Genomic DNA, 18166 nt, shown 5'->3' with positions numbered 1-18166 from the left:
TATGAGACAATTTACGATCGTATTTTTATCAATCCTATTGTCCACCTTTACATTTGGACAAACTATTGATTATGAAACTCCGCAAACTTATGAAATTGGACCAATTTCTATAAATGGTGCAGATAACTTCGATCACCAAGCCATAAAATTAATAGCTGGACTCAAACAAGGTTCTAAAATTGTTATTCCTGGTGAAGAAATAACAAAAGCAATTAGAAACCTTTGGGATGAAGGTCTTTTCTCAGATGTTAAAATTAAATTAGAGAAAACTGTAGGTGAAATCGCTTACATTTCAATAAATCTTCAGCCTAGACCAAAACTTTCTCGTTTTAAATTTGAAGGAGCAAAGAAAAAAGATGCCGACAATATTAGAGAAGAAATTAATCTTTTTTCAGGAAAGAATATTACCGAAAACCTTATTTTTAATACAAGAGCAAAAGTTGTCGGTTACTACAGAGAAAAAGGATTCTATAATGTTCAGGTAGACATACAACGCGTAAACGACTCATTAATGAATAATTCTGAAATATTTATTATTCAAATTGATAGAGGTGAAGCTGTTCGTATCGCTGAAATTAATATTTATGGAGCTGAATCAATTAAAGAAGGAAAATTGCGTCGTAAAATGAAAGACACCAAACAAAAAGCATTTTGGCGTTTTTTCAAAAGATCTAAATTTACAGAATCAGCTTTCAGTAGAGATAAACAATTAATGCTTCAAGAGTTTAAAGAAGTTGGACTCAGAGATGCAGAAATTGTGAGTGATACTGTTTACAGAAGAGATAATAAAAACCTAATTATTGATATTAATATTGAAGAAGGTGAAGAATATTACTTTGGAAGTATTACTTGGGTGGGGAACGCAAAATATACTTCTGGGTATTTAGATACCATTTTAGGAATTAAATATGGTGACCTTTATAATAAGACTTTATTAGATACACGACTTTTCCAAAGTATGGATGGTAGAGATATTACTTCTTTATATATGGACAAAGGACATTTGTTCTTTCAAGCAACTCCAGTTGAGGTAAATGTCGAAAACCACCATATCGATTATGAAATTAGATTAATCGAAGGAAAAGAAGCGAGAGTGAAAGACATCATTATCAAAGGAAACTTTAAAACCAATGATTATGTAATTCGCCGTGAGATTAGAACTAAACCCGGAGATTTATTCAATAGAAATGACATTATTCGAACACAGCGAGAATTGGCACAATTAGGATATTTTGATGAACAAGCTTTTGAAATTAATCCTTTGCCAAATCCAGCTGACGGAACAGTAGATATTGAATATGTTGTAACTGAAAAATCTTCAGATCAAATTGAATTATCTGGTGGTTACGGAGCAGGAAGAGTTATCGGAACTTTAGGGTTGACATTCAACAATTTCTCTATTCAGAATATGTTCAATAAAGAAGCATGGCAACCACTTCCAACAGGAGATGGTCAGACGCTTTCTATTCGTGCACAAACAAATGGTTCACAATATCAATCTTATAACTTAGCTTTTACTGAACCATGGTTGGGAGGTAAAAAACCAAATGCTTTTTCTGTTTGGATGAACCATTCAAAATATGGATATGGAACTGATAAGACAAGTGAAAATTATACAAACGTTTCTATTACAGGACTAGGAGTAGGGCTTCAAAGAAGAAAGAAAATTCCAGATGATTATTTTAGTGCTTATTATGAACTTTCATACAGCTATTATGATGTAACTAATTATGCAGAGTTTGCCTTTAAAGACGGATATTCAAATGATATTGCTTTAAAATATATTTTAGCAAGAAATTCAGTTGATGCACCAATTTATCCAAGAAGTGGATCACGTTTGTCTTTTACTGCAAAAGCAACTTTGCCTTATTCACAATTTGATGGGATTTCTGATTACAGTACAATTTCTACACAAGAAAGAATTAAATTTACTGAGTACTACAAATTGAAATTTACTGGTGAATGGTATTTACCTCTTACACCAGATAAGAAATTGATTTTGATGCCTAAAATTGGATTTGGTTTCTTAGGAGGATATTCAAAAGCAAAAGGTTTATCACCATTTGAAAGATTCTATTTAGGTGGAAATGCATTGACTGGAGTTGGAAGAATGGACGGACGTGAAATTATTTCTCTTCGTGGTTATGAAGATTCTGAAATTTCATCAAGAACAGGTGACCCTTTAATTTCACGTTTTACACTTGAGTTAAGGTACCCAATTTCATTAAATCCTTCTGCTACCTTCTTCGTCTTAGCATTTGCTGAAGCAGGAAATACCTATACAGGATTTGATACTTTTAATCCATTTAATGTGAAAAGAAGCTTAGGGGGTGGAGTAAGAATATTTCTTCCAATGTTTGGAATGTTAGGTTTCGATTATGGTTGGGGATTCGATACTCTTGATCCGCACAGTAAAGGTTCTGGTATTGGAAATGACCTCACCCGTATGGGAGGTAAACCAATTGGAGCATTCCAATTTATTATCGGAGCTAATCTAGGAGATTTATAATAATTTTGTAAAAGATGGTTATACTTCATTAATAATGAATCATATATAACGAATTCATAAAATCAAAACTACAATGAGAAATTTACTTATAATTATAGCCCTTGTTTTTGGTACGTCATTTGCTTCGTACGGTCAGAAATATGCTTATATCGATTCAGACTTCATTCTAGAAAGTATGCCTGAATATAGTGAAGCAAAAGATGCGCTAGATGGTTATGCTACAAAATGGCAAAATGAAATCGATGAGCGCTATAAGCAAATTAAAAAAAGAAAAGAAGAGTTTTTGAGAGTAGAGGCAATTCTACCAGTTGAGGAAAGAGCAAAAAGACAAGAGGAAATTGAAACAATGGAATCAGAAGCTTTAGAAATGCAACAATTAAGATTTGGAGTGAGCGGAGATTTATTTGCTAAACGAAAAGAATTAATTGAACCAATTCAAGATAAAGTTTTTGAAGCACTAGGAAAAGTAGCAAGCAATAGAAATTTCTCCTTCGTTTTTGATAAAGCAAACCAATCAAATCTTATCTTTGCTGATCCGAAATTTGATATCAGTAAAATGGTGTTGCGAGAAATGGGAATTAATGCACGATAATTTTAAATAAGAATATAAACTACAAATAGAATCATGAAAAAATTAATGTTAATATTATTAATGGCAGTTACAACTTTAGGTGCTGCTTACAGTCAATCTTCAATCGCACACGTGAACACGCAAAAAGTATTAGATACAATGCCATCACGTAAAGCTGCGATGACAGAGTTGGAAAATTTTGAAAGAAGAGCTGTAAAAGAATTGCAAGAAACGCAACAAAAATTACAAGGTGATTATACTAAACTTCAACAAGAAAAACCAACAATGAGCCCAACAGCTTATAAGTTTGAAGAAGAACGTTTAATGAAAAAATCTCAAGAATTTCAAACACGTCAACAGGAATTAGATGAGCAAATTCAAATCTTAAGTCAAGAATTGAATGCACCTATTCTTAAAACAGTGCAAGATGCTGTTGCGAAAGTGTCTAAAACAGAAAAAGTTGATTACGTAATCGATGAGTCTTCATTATTGTATAGTGGTGGTAGAGATTTAACAATGGCAGTGATTAAAGAAGTACTTAGAATTGAAAAAGAAGCTTCTGCAAAAACTACTGAAGGAAAATAATTTGTTGGTTATAGATATAGTTAAGAAGATGTTCCCGATAAACCATCGGTATTAATTCTTCTTTTTAGTATTTAAACTCCTTAAGATATTCGACTTAGTGTTAGTAAAAAGGCAAACGGCCTAATACCTAACATTCAATGTCTAAATCTTTTAATATTTATCAAAAGGCCGTTATGACTTCATAACGGCTTTTTTTGTACTTTTGAATATGAATAAATCGAATCCAATTGGTTTTTTTGATTCAGGCTACGGAGGATTAACCGTGCTAAAAGAAGTGCAAAAATTATTACCAGAATACGATTACCTTTATTTAGGCGACAATGCCAGAGCTCCTTATGGAACCAGAACTGCAGATGTTGTTTACCAATATACATGGGAAGCAGTAAAAACGCTATTCGATCAAGGGTGTTTTCTCGTGGTTCTAGCTTGTAACACAGCTTCAGCAAAAGCACTACGTAGAATTCAACAAGAAAATTTATCTGACTTTCCGGGTAGGAGAGTGCTTGGAGTAATCAGGCCAAGTGCCGAGGTAGTTGGTGATTTTAGTAAAAATAAAAATATTGTTGTGCTAGGAACTGAAGGAACTATAGCTTCAAATACCTATGTCGATGAATTTAAGAATTTAAGTCCTCTAACTAAAGTTAATCAATATGCTTGCCCACTTTGGGTTCCACTTATTGAAAATGCACAATACAATACTAAAGAAGGAGAAGCATTTATTAAAAATGATCTTAAAAAGATTTTAAAATCATTTCCAAAAGCCGATGTAATTCTTTTGGGTTGCACACATTATCCAATATTACAGTGTTTTATCGAAAAAAATGTTCCAGAAGGAGTATTGGTAATGAGTCAAGGAGAAATTGTAGCCACTTCTTTAAAATCTTATTTATTACGTCATGAATGGCTAGATAAAGAAATTTCAAAAAATAACAATTCAAGGTATTTAACCACAGAAGACCCTAAAGTTTTCGAAGTTTTGGCTTCTACTATATTAGGAATAGATGTGAATGTAGAACATATTAAAATTAAATAATGGCTTTAATAAAAGAATGTCGAGGTTTTACGCCTCAATTTGCAGAAGATTGTTGGTTGGCGGAAAATGCCACAATTGTTGGTGATGTGAAAATGGGGAAAGGTTGTTCCGTTTGGTTCTCTGCCGTTATTCGTGGAGATGTCAATACCATTGAATTCGGTGATCATTGCAATATCCAAGATGGAGCTGTAATTCATTGCACTTATGAAAAATCAAAAACGATAATAGGAAACAATGTATCTATAGGACACAATGCAATTGTTCATGGTTGCAAAGTTGGACACAATGTGCTTATAGGAATGGGAGCAATTGTTATGGACAATGCAATAGTTCAGGACAATGTACTTATTGCTGCGGGTTCTGTTGTCTTAGCAAATTCTGTTTTAGAATCCAATTCTATTTATGCAGGTGTACCTGCTAAGAAAATCAAAACTTTATCTGCCGAAACTTTTGAAGGAGAAGTAAAACGCATTGCCAAAAATTACGGTATGTATGCGAGTTGGTTTTCTGATGACGAAATATAGACTTGTATATTTACGAACTACTTTACAGTTTAACAAATATTTTAATTTGAATTAACCAATTACCTTTGTTAATGACAAATATGTAAATCAGAATAGTTTTTTTCTTAGATGTTAATTTTTCTAAATGAATTTTTTCTATATTTACACTTTTCGAATAAAATGAGTAAGAATAAATAACAATAACTTATGATACGTAGATTCTACTTTTTGTTTTTAAGCATCGCATTGTCGGTAGGTACTGTATTTGGACAGGCCGGAAATGGAACTATTAAAGGTTCCGTTCTTGATAGCGAATCAAATGAACCAATTCCTTTTGTTAAAGTTGTATTATACCAAGGTGGTATTATCAAAGGAGGTACTGAGTCAGATTTTGATGGAAAATTTCAATTCCCATCAATTTCATCTGGTTCTTATGATGTCGAGTTTCGATCGCAAGAATACCAAGCGATGAAAATAGAGAATGTTTCAGTTTCAGCTGAAAAAATTACATTCTTAGATAAGACGAAGTTGTCAAAGCCAGATGATGTGCAAGAAATGGATGAAGTCCAGATTATTGCATATAAAGTGCCTTTGATTAATAAGGATGGTGGAGCACAGGGTTCTACAGTAACACGTGAAGATATTTCAAAACTTCCTGTTCGTTCTGCATCTGGTGTTGCATCTACCGTTGGTGGTGTGAATCAATCAGAAGGTTCTGGAGAGATTAGCGTTAGGGGTTCTCGTGAGGGAGCTTCATACTATTATATAGATGGTATTAAAGTACGTGGTTCTTCTAACCTTCCGAAATCAGCTCTTGAAGAGGTTCAGGTAATTACAGGTGGAGTTCCTGCTAATTATGGTGATGCTACAGGAGGGATTATCTCAGTAACAACAAGGGGCCCTACGGCAGAGTACTTTGGTAGTTTGGAAGCAGTGTCTTCTGGTTTCTACTTTAAAGGAGAAGATGAATTAGGGTATGACGGAAAAGTAATTGGTTTAGATCAATTCGGTTATAACTTAGTGGAAGGAATGATTTCTGGTCCACTTTTGATGAAAAAAGATTCAAATGGTAGAAAAACAGAGCCAATTTTAGGTTTCTTGCTTTCTGCATCTTTTAATGATCAAATAGATTCACGTCCTTTTGCTGATGGTTCTTATAGAATTACAAAAGAAGCAAGACAATCATTATTAGATAATCCACTAAGACCTTCAGCAGATGGAACAGGTTATTTTAATAACTCAGATTTCTTGAGAAAAGATAATTTTGAAAAAACAAACTACAGAATGAATGCACGCCGTAGAACTATTTCTGCTGCAGGTAAAATTGATGTAAACACTGGACCAACTGTTAACTTAACTTTTGGTGGATCTATGAATTATAGTGGTGGTAAAAATTACAACTTTAAACAATCTCTTTATAATTTTGAAAACTTTGGTAACCAAAGTGATTTTGACTGGAGAGTTTATGGTCGTTTAACACAAAGATTTAGAAATGATACAGAAGGATCAAGTTCTAAAGTAAAAAGCTTCTATTATAACTTAATGGTAGATTATTCAAAATCAACTAGAAAAGTATTTGATGAAAAGCACGAGTATGATGTATTTAACTATGGTCACGTAGGATTCTTTAACTCTACTTTTAGACCAACTTATGAGTTTAATGATACTCCAGATAGTTTAATTCACAATGATTTTGAATCTATCATAGTTGACTTTACTCCTTCAGATCTTAATCCTACTTTATCTGCAATTACGAGTCAATATTATGCTTTGAATCCAGATCCAAATGGTAGTTACCAAAACATTGAGCAAATCAATAAAGGTGGTGGACTAAGAAATGGAGATTCTCCAGGAGAAGTTTACGGTATTTGGAATAACTTAGGTACTCCTTATAACGCATTCTATAAAGGTGAAGAAGAACAATTACGTATCACAGGTTCTGCATCAATTGTAATTGGTGGACACAATATCTCATTAGGTGTTGAGTACGAACAACGTTGGGACCGTGGATGGGGATCAGGAAACTATTTCTCTAGAGCAGGTAGTGGACCAATGGGGATTTGGGAAATATCTCGTTTGTATATGAACAGTCATATCGAAGAGCTAGACTTGAGTAAACCATCTTATGACTTTTACGGAACATATCCTCGTGTAACTTATGAACGTTTGAACACAAGTTATGCTGCAAATGAAGGAAATGGTGAGTATGGAGGTGTTGAACAAAATGATGAACAATATTTCTTTGACTATAATTTCAGAAAAGCTATTGGATTTGATCCAGCAGGAACTGACTATGTAGATATCGACCGTTATGATCCAAGTATCTTTAATTTAGATATGTTCTCTCCAGATGAGTTGTTTAACCAAGGTCGTAATCTTATTTCTTACTACGGTTATGATCACACTGGTGAAAAAGTTTCTGGAGCTACTGATATTAACAAGTATTTTAATGATACAGATGAAAATGGTAACTACAAAAGATTTATCGGTGCTTTCCAACCAACTTATGTTTCTGGATACATCATGGATAAATTCTCTTTTGATGATATCGTATTTAACGTTGGAGTTCGTGTAGATGTTTTCGATGCGAATCAACCAGTTTTAAAAGATCCATATTTATTCTATAATTCACGTTCAGTGGCTGAAGCAAAATCTTTAAAAGCTAGTGATGAAGGTACATACGGTTGGGTAAATATTCCTGAAAGTATTGGTGAGGACTACGTTGTTTATGTAAACGATGTAACTAATCCAACACAAATTAACGGATTTAGAGATGGTGAAGTTTGGTTCGATCAAGATGGTACAGTTACACAAGATCCTTCTACATTAAGAGGAGCTTCAGGTATTGCGCCTTGGTTGTTGAAACCAGAACAAACTTCTATTTCAGCAGATGCTTTTGAAGATTATAAAGTTGCGATTAACGTTATGCCACGTATTGCATTCTCTTTCCCGATTTCTGATGAAGCAAACTTCTTTGCTAACTACGATATCTTGACAAGTAGACCTTCTACAGGATTGCGTTTTGACCCAATCGATTATCAATACATTACAGCAAGAAACATTGTAATCAATAATGCGAATCTTCGTCCAGATAAAACGATTGACTACTCATTCGGTTTCCAACAAGTATTAACACGTACTTCTTCTTTAAAAGTAAGTGCTTTCTACCGTGAGTTGAGAGATCAAATTCAAGTAAGAAATGTTTTTGAAGCTTACCCTGTAACATATAAGACTTATGGTAACCGTGACTTTGGTACTGTTAAAGGTTTGACTTTAGAGTATGACCTAAGAAGAACAGGTAACTTAAGAATGACAGCTAACTACACTTTACAGTTTGCTGAAGGAACTGGATCTGACGCTCAATCTGCTTTGTCATTTGTTAACTCAAATCAACCAGATTTACGTGTTGTTTATCCTTTCTCTTATGATCAAAGACATGCTTTTGCATTCACAGTTGACTACCGTTACGGATCAGGAAAAGATTATAATGGACCAGTAATTAAAGATGTAAACATTTTTGAAAATACAGGATTAAACGTTATAACATTAGTTAATTCGGGAACTCCTTATTCAGCTCAAAAGAATATTACTCCAGCAGCTATTACTGCAGGTACGCCTCAGTTGACAGGTGGATTGAATGGATCACGTAAACCATGGACTTACCGTTTAGATCTTCAAGTTGATAAGACTATCGATCTTGAATTTGGAAAAGAAAATGAAAAGAAAAAACGTGCTTATTTAAATGTTTATGTTCGAGTTACCAACCTTCTTAATCAATTTAACGTATTAGGTGTATATAGAGCAACTGGTGTTGTTGATGACGATGGTTACTTAGCTGCTGCGGAATGGCAATCAACTATTCAAAATAAGTTAGATGAGCAGGCGTACAGAGATTTGTACAGTATGAACATGAATAACCCATACAATATAAGTCAACCAAGAACAATAAGATTGGGTGTTAAATTTGATTTTTAATAGATTAAAACAAAAAGATTATGAGATTATTATTAATAGTATTGATCGGGTTTGGTTTCGCATTTGGAACAAACGCCGCCATTGATCCAACTGCTGATTCTGGTAAATCGAAACCTTTAGGTGGAGAGCAGAATTATAATAAGGCAAATTGTCCGCCTTCAGATGGATTACTTTTTATGCAATTTAATGATGTGAAGGCTTTGGTTGAAGTCGGTGGATCATTATGGCAAAATCGCCAAACGAGTGTACCTTCTTACGAAGTGCCTATTGATGGTGGTAACCACGTGTTGTATTCTGGTTCAATTTGGATGGGTGGAGTTGACGTTAATGGTCAACTGAAGCTTGCAGCTGTTTTGTTCCGTACTAAAGGAAATGACTTTTGGGCAGGACCTTTATCAGTAATTCCATCAAGTGGAAATTACGATCCAAGTCAGCCTGTTGGCGATAACGCTATTAGACCTTTTGGTTTAGCAACAATCGATCCGGAAACTTGTAAAGAATACGATAAGTTTTTCCCTATTAAGAAATCAGAGGTGATTAATTTCACTCTGACTTATGAATGTGGATTAGATCCAAACTGTAATGATGTTTTTCCATTAACAAATGATGCGATTCAACGAATTAACAACTGGCCAGCTCATGGTGACGATGTTAATAAAAAGCAAGATTATTATTTAGCTCCTTTCTATGACTATCCTTCACAAGGTGGTGCTGGAGATGGAACGTATGACCCTAACCAAGGTGATGTTCCATGGTTTGACGACATTCTTGGAAGAGATGACGTTAAATGTGGTTTTGACAGACGTGTTACCTTATTTGGTGATGAAACGAACTGGTGGGTATTTAATGACAAAGGAAACATTCATACTGAATCAGGAGCTGATCCTATTGGAATGGAAATTCGTGCTCAAGCTTTCTCTTTTGCAACAAATGATGAAGTAAATAGAATGACTTTCTATAACTATGAAATGATTAACCGTAGTTCAACTGTATTAAAAGACACTTACTTTACACAATATGCTGATGCAGATGTAGGATTTGCAGAAGATGATTATGTTGGTTGTGATGTTTCTAGAGGTTTAGGTTATGCTTACAACGGTGATAACTTCGATGAAGGTGGAAATGGTGCGCCAGGATATGGTGAAAACCCTCCTGCTGTAGGTATTGATTTCTTTGAGGGACCATACCAAGATGCTGATAATATTGATAATGTTGGTCCACGTATGGAAGAACAACAAGACGGTACTTTCCTTTATGTAGTTCCTTCAGTAAACGAAGCAATTGCAGGAAAAGGTATTGTATATGAAGGTATAGGTATTGGTTATTCTGATGGAATTGTTGATAACGAACGTTTCGGAATGCGTAGGTTTAATTACTATAATAGAGGTGACCTTGGAACTCCAGCAACGGATGACCCTTCAAGCCCTAGTGATTTCTATAGCTATATGACAGGTTTCTGGAAAGATGGTTCGGCTTTCATTTATGGAGGTACTGCTTACCAAGGTTCTACTGGAGGTACAAATGTACCTGCTGCTTATACCTACCCAGATGATACAGATCCATTACATTTTGGAACAAATGGTCAGGATATGGGATGGAATTGGTCAGAGATTAATGTAGATGGTAACAATACTTCTAACCCAATTGGTGATAGACGTTTCTTACAATCTGCTGGTCCTTTTACATTAACTCCTGGTGCAGTGAATAACTTAACTGTAGGTGTTGTTTACGGTCGTGCTTTTGAAGGTAACGGATTTGCTTCTGTTGAGGCTTTACGTAAAAACGATACGAAAGCACAAGCGTTATTTGATAACTGTTTTGAGATCTTAGATCCACCAACTGCTCCAGTTCTAAAAATTGTAGAATTAGAAAATGAGTTGGTATTGATGATCGACAATCCTTTCGGAAATAACGTTGATGAAGTTTATGCTGAAGAAGATAATATCAACATTGTTGACCCAATTGATGGTTCTGCAATAGATAAAGTTTACAGATTCGAAGGTTACCAAATTTACCAAATGGTGAATATTGAAGCAGGTGTTTCTGATATTGGATTGAATGATAAAGCTAGACTTGTTGCTCAAAGTGATATTAAAAATGATGTTGATAGATTGATTAACTTTGAATTTAACGAACAATTAGGTTTTGCTCAGCCGCGTATTATGGCTGATGGTGGAAACACTGGTATTCGTCACTCTTACCAAATCAATGAAGATGCATTTACAGGAAAAGCATTAGTGAATCACAAAACGTACTATTACATTGCGATTGCTTATGCTCATAATGAGTTTAAACCTTATGATCCTTCTGATGCAAATTTAATTGATGGTCAAAAATTACCTTACATAAGCTCTCGTTTGTCAGCTGATGGAACAGCAATTAAGGCTGAAGTAGGTATTCCTCACTCTCCAAAACCAAGATTTGACGGTACTATCATAAGTTTGCCTTATGGTTCATCTCCTGAGATAACAACCTTAGATGGTCAAGGAAATGGGAATAGAGTTGTTGATTTAACAAAAGCGACAGAAGATTTCATCGTGAAAAATGGTTCTGTTGATACACCAACTTACCAACGTGGTAAAGGTCCAATTGACGTGAAAGTTGTAGACCCTTTAAACTTAGTTGATGGTTACTTTACATTAGCATTTGATAAATATTCTAAAATTGATACAGCTAGCTGGACAATCAATAGATATGCTTCAAAAGGTGGTGCTTTTATTGAAAAGGTATCTTCAAGAAGAACAATCAAAGACAATAACGAGCAATTGATTCCAAAATGGGGTCTTTCAGTATCTATCTTCCAGGATCTATATCCATGTGCTAAAGATATAGCTAACTGTAATTTTAGAGATAGAATAGCAATGCCAATCGAAACAACGTTAGAATTTGCTGATAGTTCAAAAAGATGGTTGTCTGGAATAGAAGATGTTGATTCTTACGATCCAAGAAACTGGATTTATTCAGGAGATTACTCTCCAACACAACCTGATGACTGTTTACCTGAAGCAGGTTTGAATAATCCATGTTGTTATGGTGACTTCGTAGGAGCTGATCCTGATAAAGTATTTACAAAAATACTTGGAGGTACAGTAACATTAGGTCAAATGGCGAGAATAAATGACTGTGGTTTCATGACTATTGGGATTTCTAATACAAACGGAATTTCAACTGGATCATTTACTTCACTTAAGACGCTTAAAATGCCATCTGTTTATCAAACTAGTGTTGATATCGTAGTAACAAGTGATAAGTCTAAATGGACACGTTGTCCAGTTATCGAACTTGGTAAAGACGCAAACTTAAATGTTAATGGTGGTAAAGCTGGTTTATTACGTATGAGTCCTTCAATTGACAAAAACGGAAGACAGTTAGGTGACGACGGTTATAAAGCATCTGAAGCAAATCCTGATGGAACAACTCCTACAGGAATGGGATGGTTCCCAGGATATACAATTGATGTTGAAACTGGTCGAAGATTAAATATGGCTTATGGTGAGAATTCTTTCTTAGTAGGTGAAAACGGTGCTGATATGATTTGGAACCCAACTTCAAAACTAGTGAACTCTACAAGTAGCCCATTATTCGGTGGACAACATGTTGTTTATGTATTCGGTAATGAAGATCAATTGATTCCTACTTATGATAAAGGAAACTATGTTTATCAGAAATTAGCACAAGAAACACAAGCTGCATACAAAGATGTATATGGTGGTTTATCATGGGTAGTTAATCCAATTTTAGCTGCTAACAGTAAATTGCTTGAAACTGATGTTAGAATGAGAATCAGAATTAATAAGCAATATGCTAATTACAATCAGTCTGGTGTCTTTGGTGGAAAACCAACTTACGAGTGGTCAATGGATGACTTTAGAACAATCAAAAATGACGCAGCTACTTTAGCAAGTGTTCTTGATATGATCAATGTTGTTCCTAATCCATACTATGGTTATTCTGAATACGAAAGAGGAAGATTAGATACACGTGTTAAGATTACAAACTTACCAGAGCGTTGTAAAGTTAGAATTTACAATACTTCAGGTAAATTAATTAGAGCTTACGATAAAGACAGTCCTATTACATCAATTGATTGGGATTTGAAAAACAGCGATAATATTGCAGTTGCTGGTGGAGTTTATCTAATTCACGTTAACGTTGAAGGTATCGGAGAAAGAGTTGTTAAGTTCTTCGGTGGATTGCGTCAATCAGATTTAGAGAATTTATAAGCAACAGACACTTAACTTTAGTAAACAATGAATATGTTAAAAACGATAATAAAAGGTACAATGATTGTGGGAGCTCTAGCTATGAGCTTCCCAACATTGGCCGGTAACGAAGATCGAATCGGTTCTGCAGGTGCTAGTGAAATGTTAGTAAATCCTTGGGCCCGTTCAACGGCTTTTGGAACTGCTGGAATTGCATCAACTGATGGATTAGAAGCACAATTTGTAAATATCGCAGGTTTAGCCTTCACAGATAAAACTCAGATTAAGTTTAATTATACTAACTGGTTAGGTGATGCTGGAATTTCTTTGAATTCTGCCGGTATTGCACAACGAGTAGGTGCTCAAACAGTAGTCGCTCTTTCTATTCAAGCATTTGGATATGGAGATATCGATATTACAACTGTAGATTTACCAGAAGGTGGAATAGGTTCATTTAGTCCAAGAAAAAACATCATTAACATTGGTTTTGCACGTGAGTTTTCTAACTCTATTTATGCAGGATTAAACATTAAAGTGATGAATGAAAACATAGCTAACATGAAAGCTTCTGGTGTTGCTTTTGATGCTGGTATTCGTTATGTGACGGGTGAGCAAGATCAAGTTAAATTTGGTATTACTTTGAAAAACGTTGGTACGCCAATGAAATTTGAAGGGGATGGTTTATCTAAGGAGATTTTCTATCAAAGTGCTGGAGGAGTTGCAACTATGGTTCAACGTTCTGCATCTTTTGAAATGCCTTCTTTATTAGCAATGGGATTCTCTTATGATTTCATCTTTGATGAGACGAGTAAGTTAACTGCAGCAGCAGCATTTCATGCTAACTCATTTACAAATGATCAATTCAACGTAGGTCTTGACTATGGAATGGCTTTCAAGAAAGCTGCTTTCAATGTAAGAGCTGGTTTTGTTGGTGAAAAAGCAATTTTTAACCGTGAAGAATCTACAAGTAGTTTAACCGGTTTAACTGCTGGGATATCTGTTGATGCTTTACTAGGAGACAAAGGTATACCATTAGGTTTTGAATATGCAATGCGTACTTCAAACCCATTTGGTATTATTAATACTTTTGGAATTACACTTAGTTTGAAGTAATAAAAATTTTAGTTACATTTGTGGAAACGAGAGGGTCATATGGCTCTCTTGTTTTTTTGTTTATCAATATTTTTTAAAATGACAAAAATAAATTACTATACAGAAGCTGGACTTAAGAAATTAAGAGACCAGTTGCAGGATATGGAGCGTGTTCAACGTCCTATCATCTCTGCTCAGATTGGTGAGGCTATCGATAAAGGAGATTTATCTGAGAATGCTGAATATGATGCTGCAAAAGAAGCGCAAGGGCTCCTAGAAATGAAAATTGCTAAATTGCAAACTGTAATTATGGGTGCTCGTCTAATCGATGAAACAAACATTGATACTACAAGAGCGCTAATTCTTTCTAATGTGAGAATAAAAAATCTTTCGAATAATACGGAAGTTACTTATACGCTTGTAGCAGAGAATGAATCTGATTTAAAAGAAAAGAAAATCTCAGTTGATTCTCCAATTGGAAAAGGTCTTTTAGGTAAATCCTTAGGAGATGTAGCAAACATTGAAACCCCAAGAGGAGTTATACAATTTGAAATATTAGAAATCACTAGATCATGAGTTCAATTTTTACAAAAATAATAAGCGGTGAAATACCAAGTTATAAAGTAGCAGAGAATGATAAGTTCTTAGCTTTCTTGGATATTCAACCTATTGTAAAAGGGCATGTTCTAGTAATTCCTAAGAAGCCGATTGATTATATCTTCGACATTGAAGATAATCTTTTAGGTGAGTTCATGAGTTTCGCTAAATCTGTAGCCAAGCAAATGGATAAAGTATTCGATTGTAAGAAAATTGGAATGACTGTGATCGGTCTTGAGGTTCCTCATGCTCATATTCACCTTATTCCTATTAATGGAATAGCAGATATGGATTTTGGAAAGGCAAAATTGAGTTTACCGTCTGAAGAAATGGAAAGTATTGCCAAAATGATTAAAGAAGCTTAAGGTTATTTCTTTTTTGCTTCTGGACTCTTATTGCGTTCTGGATTTTGACTAATAAAGGCTTTCCAATTGGAGGCCTTTGTTTTATTATGCTCACCTATACCTTTAGAATAGTAATGACAAATTGCCGCCGCCAATCCATCCGTAGCATCTAATTGCTTAGGGATTTCTTTTAAACCTAATAAACTTTGAATCATAGCAGCAACTTGTTCTTTACTTGCAGATCCTTTTCCTGTTATGGCTTGTTTAATTCTCCTAGGAGCATATTCCTCAAATGGAACGTTAAGGTTTAATGAGGCCGCTATACATACGCCCTGTGCTCTTCCAAGTTTCAGCATTGATTGAACGTTTTTCCCGAAGAATGGCGCTTCAATTGCCATTTCATCTGGTTTAAACTCTTTGATTAAACCGTCAACTCTTTCAAAAATTCTTTTTAATTTATCAGGATGAGTTGCTAGCTTTGCAAGATGAATCACACCATAAGTAACAAGAGACATTTTCTTGTTTTTGATGTGAATAATTCCATATCCCATTATCGTAGTTCCGGGGTCAATTCCGAGAATTATTTTATCTTCAACCATTATTAAATGTGAGCGTGATTAAAAACATAAAGGTACGAAAGACTTTCGTCTGGACATTAAAACTAATGCTCTTTATCGGTGTGTTGTATTTTTTCGTGCAGCAATTATCGCGTATTGAATTTAATCAGTTTCAATCTTTAAAAATTGAAAACCCAATTTGGTTTATTTTAGTTTTATTCTTTTTACCATTAAATTGGGGGTTAGAATTATTCAAATGGCAAAGAATCTTAAAAGTAAATCAAATTTCTTATAGTTTAAAAGATCTCACACATTCTCTTTTCTCAGGGGTAACCACTGGAATAATTACGCCGAATAGAATAGGAAATTTTATTGGTAGAATGTTATTCTTTAAAGGTAAAGTGCGTGGACAATTAATCTTAGGAACGCTTTACAGCAATTTTGCTCAATTTATAGTAACGCTAATATTTGGTGGAATAGGTTTTTTATTTCTCTTTGATTTCCTCTTGTCTTCATTTGGAAATGCAATTGTGAGTGTGTTAATTGTAATATTCGTTCTTTCTATTCTCTTCTATTTTGCTGTACCTTTTGTTCCATTAAGTAGAATTAAGTTTCTCAATAAAAAGCAGAACATTTTGATTCAGTTCCAAAAGCAATCTATATATCTTGTATTTCCATTGTTAACGATAAGTGGAATGCGTTATCTTGTCTTTTCAACACAGTTTCTATTCATGCTTATGGCTTTTGGAATATCTCCCTCATTTATGCTTTATGCTGGAATATTTTTGGTGTATTTGGTGAGCACGCTTACCCCAAGTTTACTCTTTGGGAAATTAATTATTCGTGAAACGGCAGGACTTATTATTTTAAGTCTTTTCGTTGAAAACGATGCAATCATTGTAATTTCCTCGTTGCTTTTGTGGTTTATAAACCTTGGAATTCCGTCATTGCTTGGTTTAGTCTTTATCATTAGGAAAAAAACTATAGTCAATGCCTGAGTTTTATCTACTGTTTCTGCTTTTCAGTTTCTTGTTATTTACAGGAATAAAGTTCTTTTCCTTAGGGATTAGAAAACCAAAGTTAGAAGGAATAGAATTATCTAAAATATCAGTTGTTATTCCTTTTAGAAATGAAGAACAAAATTTGCCTCAATTATTAGCTTCAATTTTAAAACAGCAACATATCCCCAACGAAGTTCTGTTTGTAAATGATCATTCTAATGATAAATCTGAAGCAATTATTCATTCATTTATAGAAGAACATAATATTGGATTTCTGTTTTCATTGCCACTCAATCAATCAGGAAAGAAAGCTGCTTTAAATTATGGAATTGAAAAAGCTAATTCAAGATTCATTTTAACATTAGATGCAGATGTTGTTTTGAACGAAGATTATTTTCAATCCTTTTCGTCATTATATGCTGAAGGTCTTTCATCGCTGCCTGTAGTAATGAAAGGAAAAGGGTTTCTCGGTAAATTATTCAGCACAGAATATTCATTTTTTAATGCTTTTAATTTTTTATTTTCTTCTATCTGGCCAATTTCTATTAGTGGAGCAAACCTTATCTTTGATTCTAAATCTATAGATTATAAAGAACAATTAAAATCTCATCAACATTTAGCATCCGGAGATGATTATTTTCTTTTAAAAGAATTCAGAAAGAACAGTCTTCCAATTTATATCAGTAATGCATATCGAAATAGTGTTGAAACAGATGCCCCAAAGTCGTTGAAAGCTTATTTTGATCAAAGGGTGCGTTGGTTAAGTAAAAGTAAATTCAATATGGATTGGATTGATTCTTTGATTGGATTATTTGTTTTTATCTATTTTATTGGTGGATTTGCAGCATTATTGTTAGCTGCAATCTCAGGAGGTTGGTTGGTTTTTGGCAGCATTTTTTTAATTAGATTATTGATTGACGCATTGGTTTATTTGAATTATGCTCAAAAATTGAGAGATTCAAAGAATGTATTGATGTTGCCATTTTTCCAAGTGATTTATCCTGTTTTGTTCTTGGTCGTGGGGATTTTGGCAGTATTTTATAAGCCGGCTTGGAAAGGACGGGTGACAGAAAGAGAAAGAGAAAGAGAAAGAAAATGAGGTTGAACACCAGAATGAGTATGAAAAATTGTACCGATAATTCTTGGGAATGATCGAATCATCGCTTCCTTCCAGAATTAGCTTAAATTACTAAAACT

13 protein-coding genes are annotated in these 18166 nt (G+C 34.2%); 12 read left to right on the top strand and 1 reads right to left on the bottom strand.

The features are described from left to right. Nucleotide 1: 1 nt before the first annotated feature. The 10 genes from bamA (at nt 2) to ERX46_RS06700 (ending at nt 15432) form a co-directional block, all read left to right on the top strand. Nucleotides 2–2509: an outer membrane protein assembly factor BamA gene (gene bamA / locus ERX46_RS06745; protein ID WP_130093075.1), complete on the top strand. Its 2508-nt coding sequence runs from the start codon at nt 2–4 to the stop codon at nt 2507–2509. A 73-nt stretch (nt 2510–2582) separates the two neighbouring features. Further along, nucleotides 2583–3101, top strand: a complete 519-nt coding sequence (locus ERX46_RS06740; RefSeq protein WP_130093074.1) for an OmpH family outer membrane protein — start codon at nt 2583–2585, stop codon at nt 3099–3101. Between the two features lie 33 nt (nt 3102–3134). Further along, nucleotides 3135–3665, top strand: coding sequence for an OmpH family outer membrane protein (locus tag ERX46_RS06735; RefSeq protein WP_130093073.1), 531 nt, complete (start codon nt 3135–3137; stop codon nt 3663–3665). Between the two features lie 208 nt (nt 3666–3873). Continuing rightward, a complete protein-coding gene (gene murI, locus ERX46_RS06730) occupies nt 3874–4698 on the top strand; it encodes a glutamate racemase (RefSeq protein ID WP_130093072.1) in 825 nt (274 codons plus the stop codon). Next, nucleotides 4698–5222 (top strand): gamma carbonic anhydrase family protein, encoded by a 525-nt coding sequence (locus ERX46_RS06725; protein ID WP_130093071.1) that lies wholly within the window; start codon nt 4698–4700, stop codon nt 5220–5222. The genes murI and ERX46_RS06725 overlap by 1 nt, the downstream gene beginning before the upstream one ends. 186 nt (nt 5223–5408) lie before the next feature. Beyond that, nucleotides 5409–9176, top strand: coding sequence for a carboxypeptidase regulatory-like domain-containing protein (locus tag ERX46_RS06720; protein ID WP_130093070.1), 3768 nt, complete (start codon nt 5409–5411; stop codon nt 9174–9176). 20 nt (nt 9177–9196) lie between these two features. Beyond that, a complete protein-coding gene (locus ERX46_RS06715) occupies nt 9197–13399 on the top strand; it encodes a T9SS type A sorting domain-containing protein (RefSeq protein ID WP_130093069.1) in 4203 nt (1400 codons plus the stop codon). Between the two features lie 33 nt (nt 13400–13432). After that, complete coding sequence (locus ERX46_RS06710; RefSeq protein ID WP_165366173.1) at nt 13433–14491, top strand: PorV/PorQ family protein; 1059 nt, start codon at nt 13433–13435, stop codon at nt 14489–14491. A gap of 78 nt (nt 14492–14569) precedes the next feature. Next, nucleotides 14570–15046, top strand: a complete 477-nt coding sequence (greA, locus tag ERX46_RS06705; RefSeq protein ID WP_130093067.1) for a transcription elongation factor GreA — start codon at nt 14570–14572, stop codon at nt 15044–15046. Further along, nucleotides 15043–15432 carry an HIT family protein gene (locus ERX46_RS06700; protein ID WP_130093066.1) on the top strand — a complete coding sequence of 130 codons (390 nt, stop codon included), beginning with the start codon at nt 15043–15045 and terminating at the stop codon, nt 15430–15432. The genes greA and ERX46_RS06700 overlap by 4 nt, the downstream gene beginning before the upstream one ends. Nucleotides 15433–15434: 2 nt before the next feature. Here ERX46_RS06700 and ruvC read toward each other — a convergent pair whose 3' ends face one another. After that, on the bottom strand, nt 15435–16010 hold the full coding sequence (ruvC, locus tag ERX46_RS06695) for a crossover junction endodeoxyribonuclease RuvC (protein ID WP_130093065.1): 576 nt from the start codon (nt 16008–16010) through the stop codon (nt 15435–15437). Between the two features lie 65 nt (nt 16011–16075). On the opposite strand from ruvC, the gene ERX46_RS06690 reads away from it, so the two are divergent. After that, a complete protein-coding gene (locus ERX46_RS06690; RefSeq protein ID WP_130093064.1) occupies nt 16076–16966 on the top strand; it encodes a lysylphosphatidylglycerol synthase domain-containing protein in 891 nt (296 codons plus the stop codon). Beyond that, nucleotides 16959–18068, top strand: coding sequence for a glycosyltransferase (locus tag ERX46_RS06685; protein WP_130093063.1), 1110 nt, complete (start codon nt 16959–16961; stop codon nt 18066–18068). The genes ERX46_RS06690 and ERX46_RS06685 overlap by 8 nt, the downstream gene beginning before the upstream one ends. Nucleotides 18069–18166: the final 98 nt, after the last annotated feature.

It is taken from the genome of Brumimicrobium glaciale, assembly GCF_004152935.1.
Lineage (GTDB): Bacteria > Bacteroidota > Bacteroidia > Flavobacteriales_D > Crocinitomicaceae > Brumimicrobium > Brumimicrobium glaciale.
This window is presented reverse-complemented; position numbering and strand designations above follow the sequence as displayed.

Bases quoted from the DNA above. Each gene is read 5' to 3' on its own strand.
- bamA (WP_130093075.1), top strand. From the start codon at position 2: ATGAGACAATTTACGATCGTATTTTTATCAATCCTATTGTCCACCTTT.
- ERX46_RS06740 (WP_130093074.1), top strand. From the start codon at position 2,583: ATGAGAAATTTACTTATAATTATAGCCCTTGTTTTTGGTACGTCATTT.
- ERX46_RS06735 (WP_130093073.1), top strand. From the start codon at position 3,135: ATGAAAAAATTAATGTTAATATTATTAATGGCAGTTACAACTTTAGGT.
- murI (WP_130093072.1), top strand. From the start codon at position 3,874: ATGAATAAATCGAATCCAATTGGTTTTTTTGATTCAGGCTACGGAGGA.
- ERX46_RS06725 (WP_130093071.1), top strand. From the start codon at position 4,698: ATGGCTTTAATAAAAGAATGTCGAGGTTTTACGCCTCAATTTGCAGAA.
- ERX46_RS06720 (WP_130093070.1), top strand. From the start codon at position 5,409: ATGATACGTAGATTCTACTTTTTGTTTTTAAGCATCGCATTGTCGGTA.
- ERX46_RS06715 (WP_130093069.1), top strand. From the start codon at position 9,197: ATGAGATTATTATTAATAGTATTGATCGGGTTTGGTTTCGCATTTGGA.
- ERX46_RS06710 (WP_165366173.1), top strand. From the start codon at position 13,433: ATGTTAAAAACGATAATAAAAGGTACAATGATTGTGGGAGCTCTAGCT.
- greA (WP_130093067.1), top strand. From the start codon at position 14,570: ATGACAAAAATAAATTACTATACAGAAGCTGGACTTAAGAAATTAAGA.
- ERX46_RS06700 (WP_130093066.1), top strand. From the start codon at position 15,043: ATGAGTTCAATTTTTACAAAAATAATAAGCGGTGAAATACCAAGTTAT.
- ruvC (WP_130093065.1), bottom strand. From the start codon at position 16,010: ATGGTTGAAGATAAAATAATTCTCGGAATTGACCCCGGAACTACGATA.
- ERX46_RS06690 (WP_130093064.1), top strand. From the start codon at position 16,076: ATGCTCTTTATCGGTGTGTTGTATTTTTTCGTGCAGCAATTATCGCGT.
- ERX46_RS06685 (WP_130093063.1), top strand. From the start codon at position 16,959: ATGCCTGAGTTTTATCTACTGTTTCTGCTTTTCAGTTTCTTGTTATTT.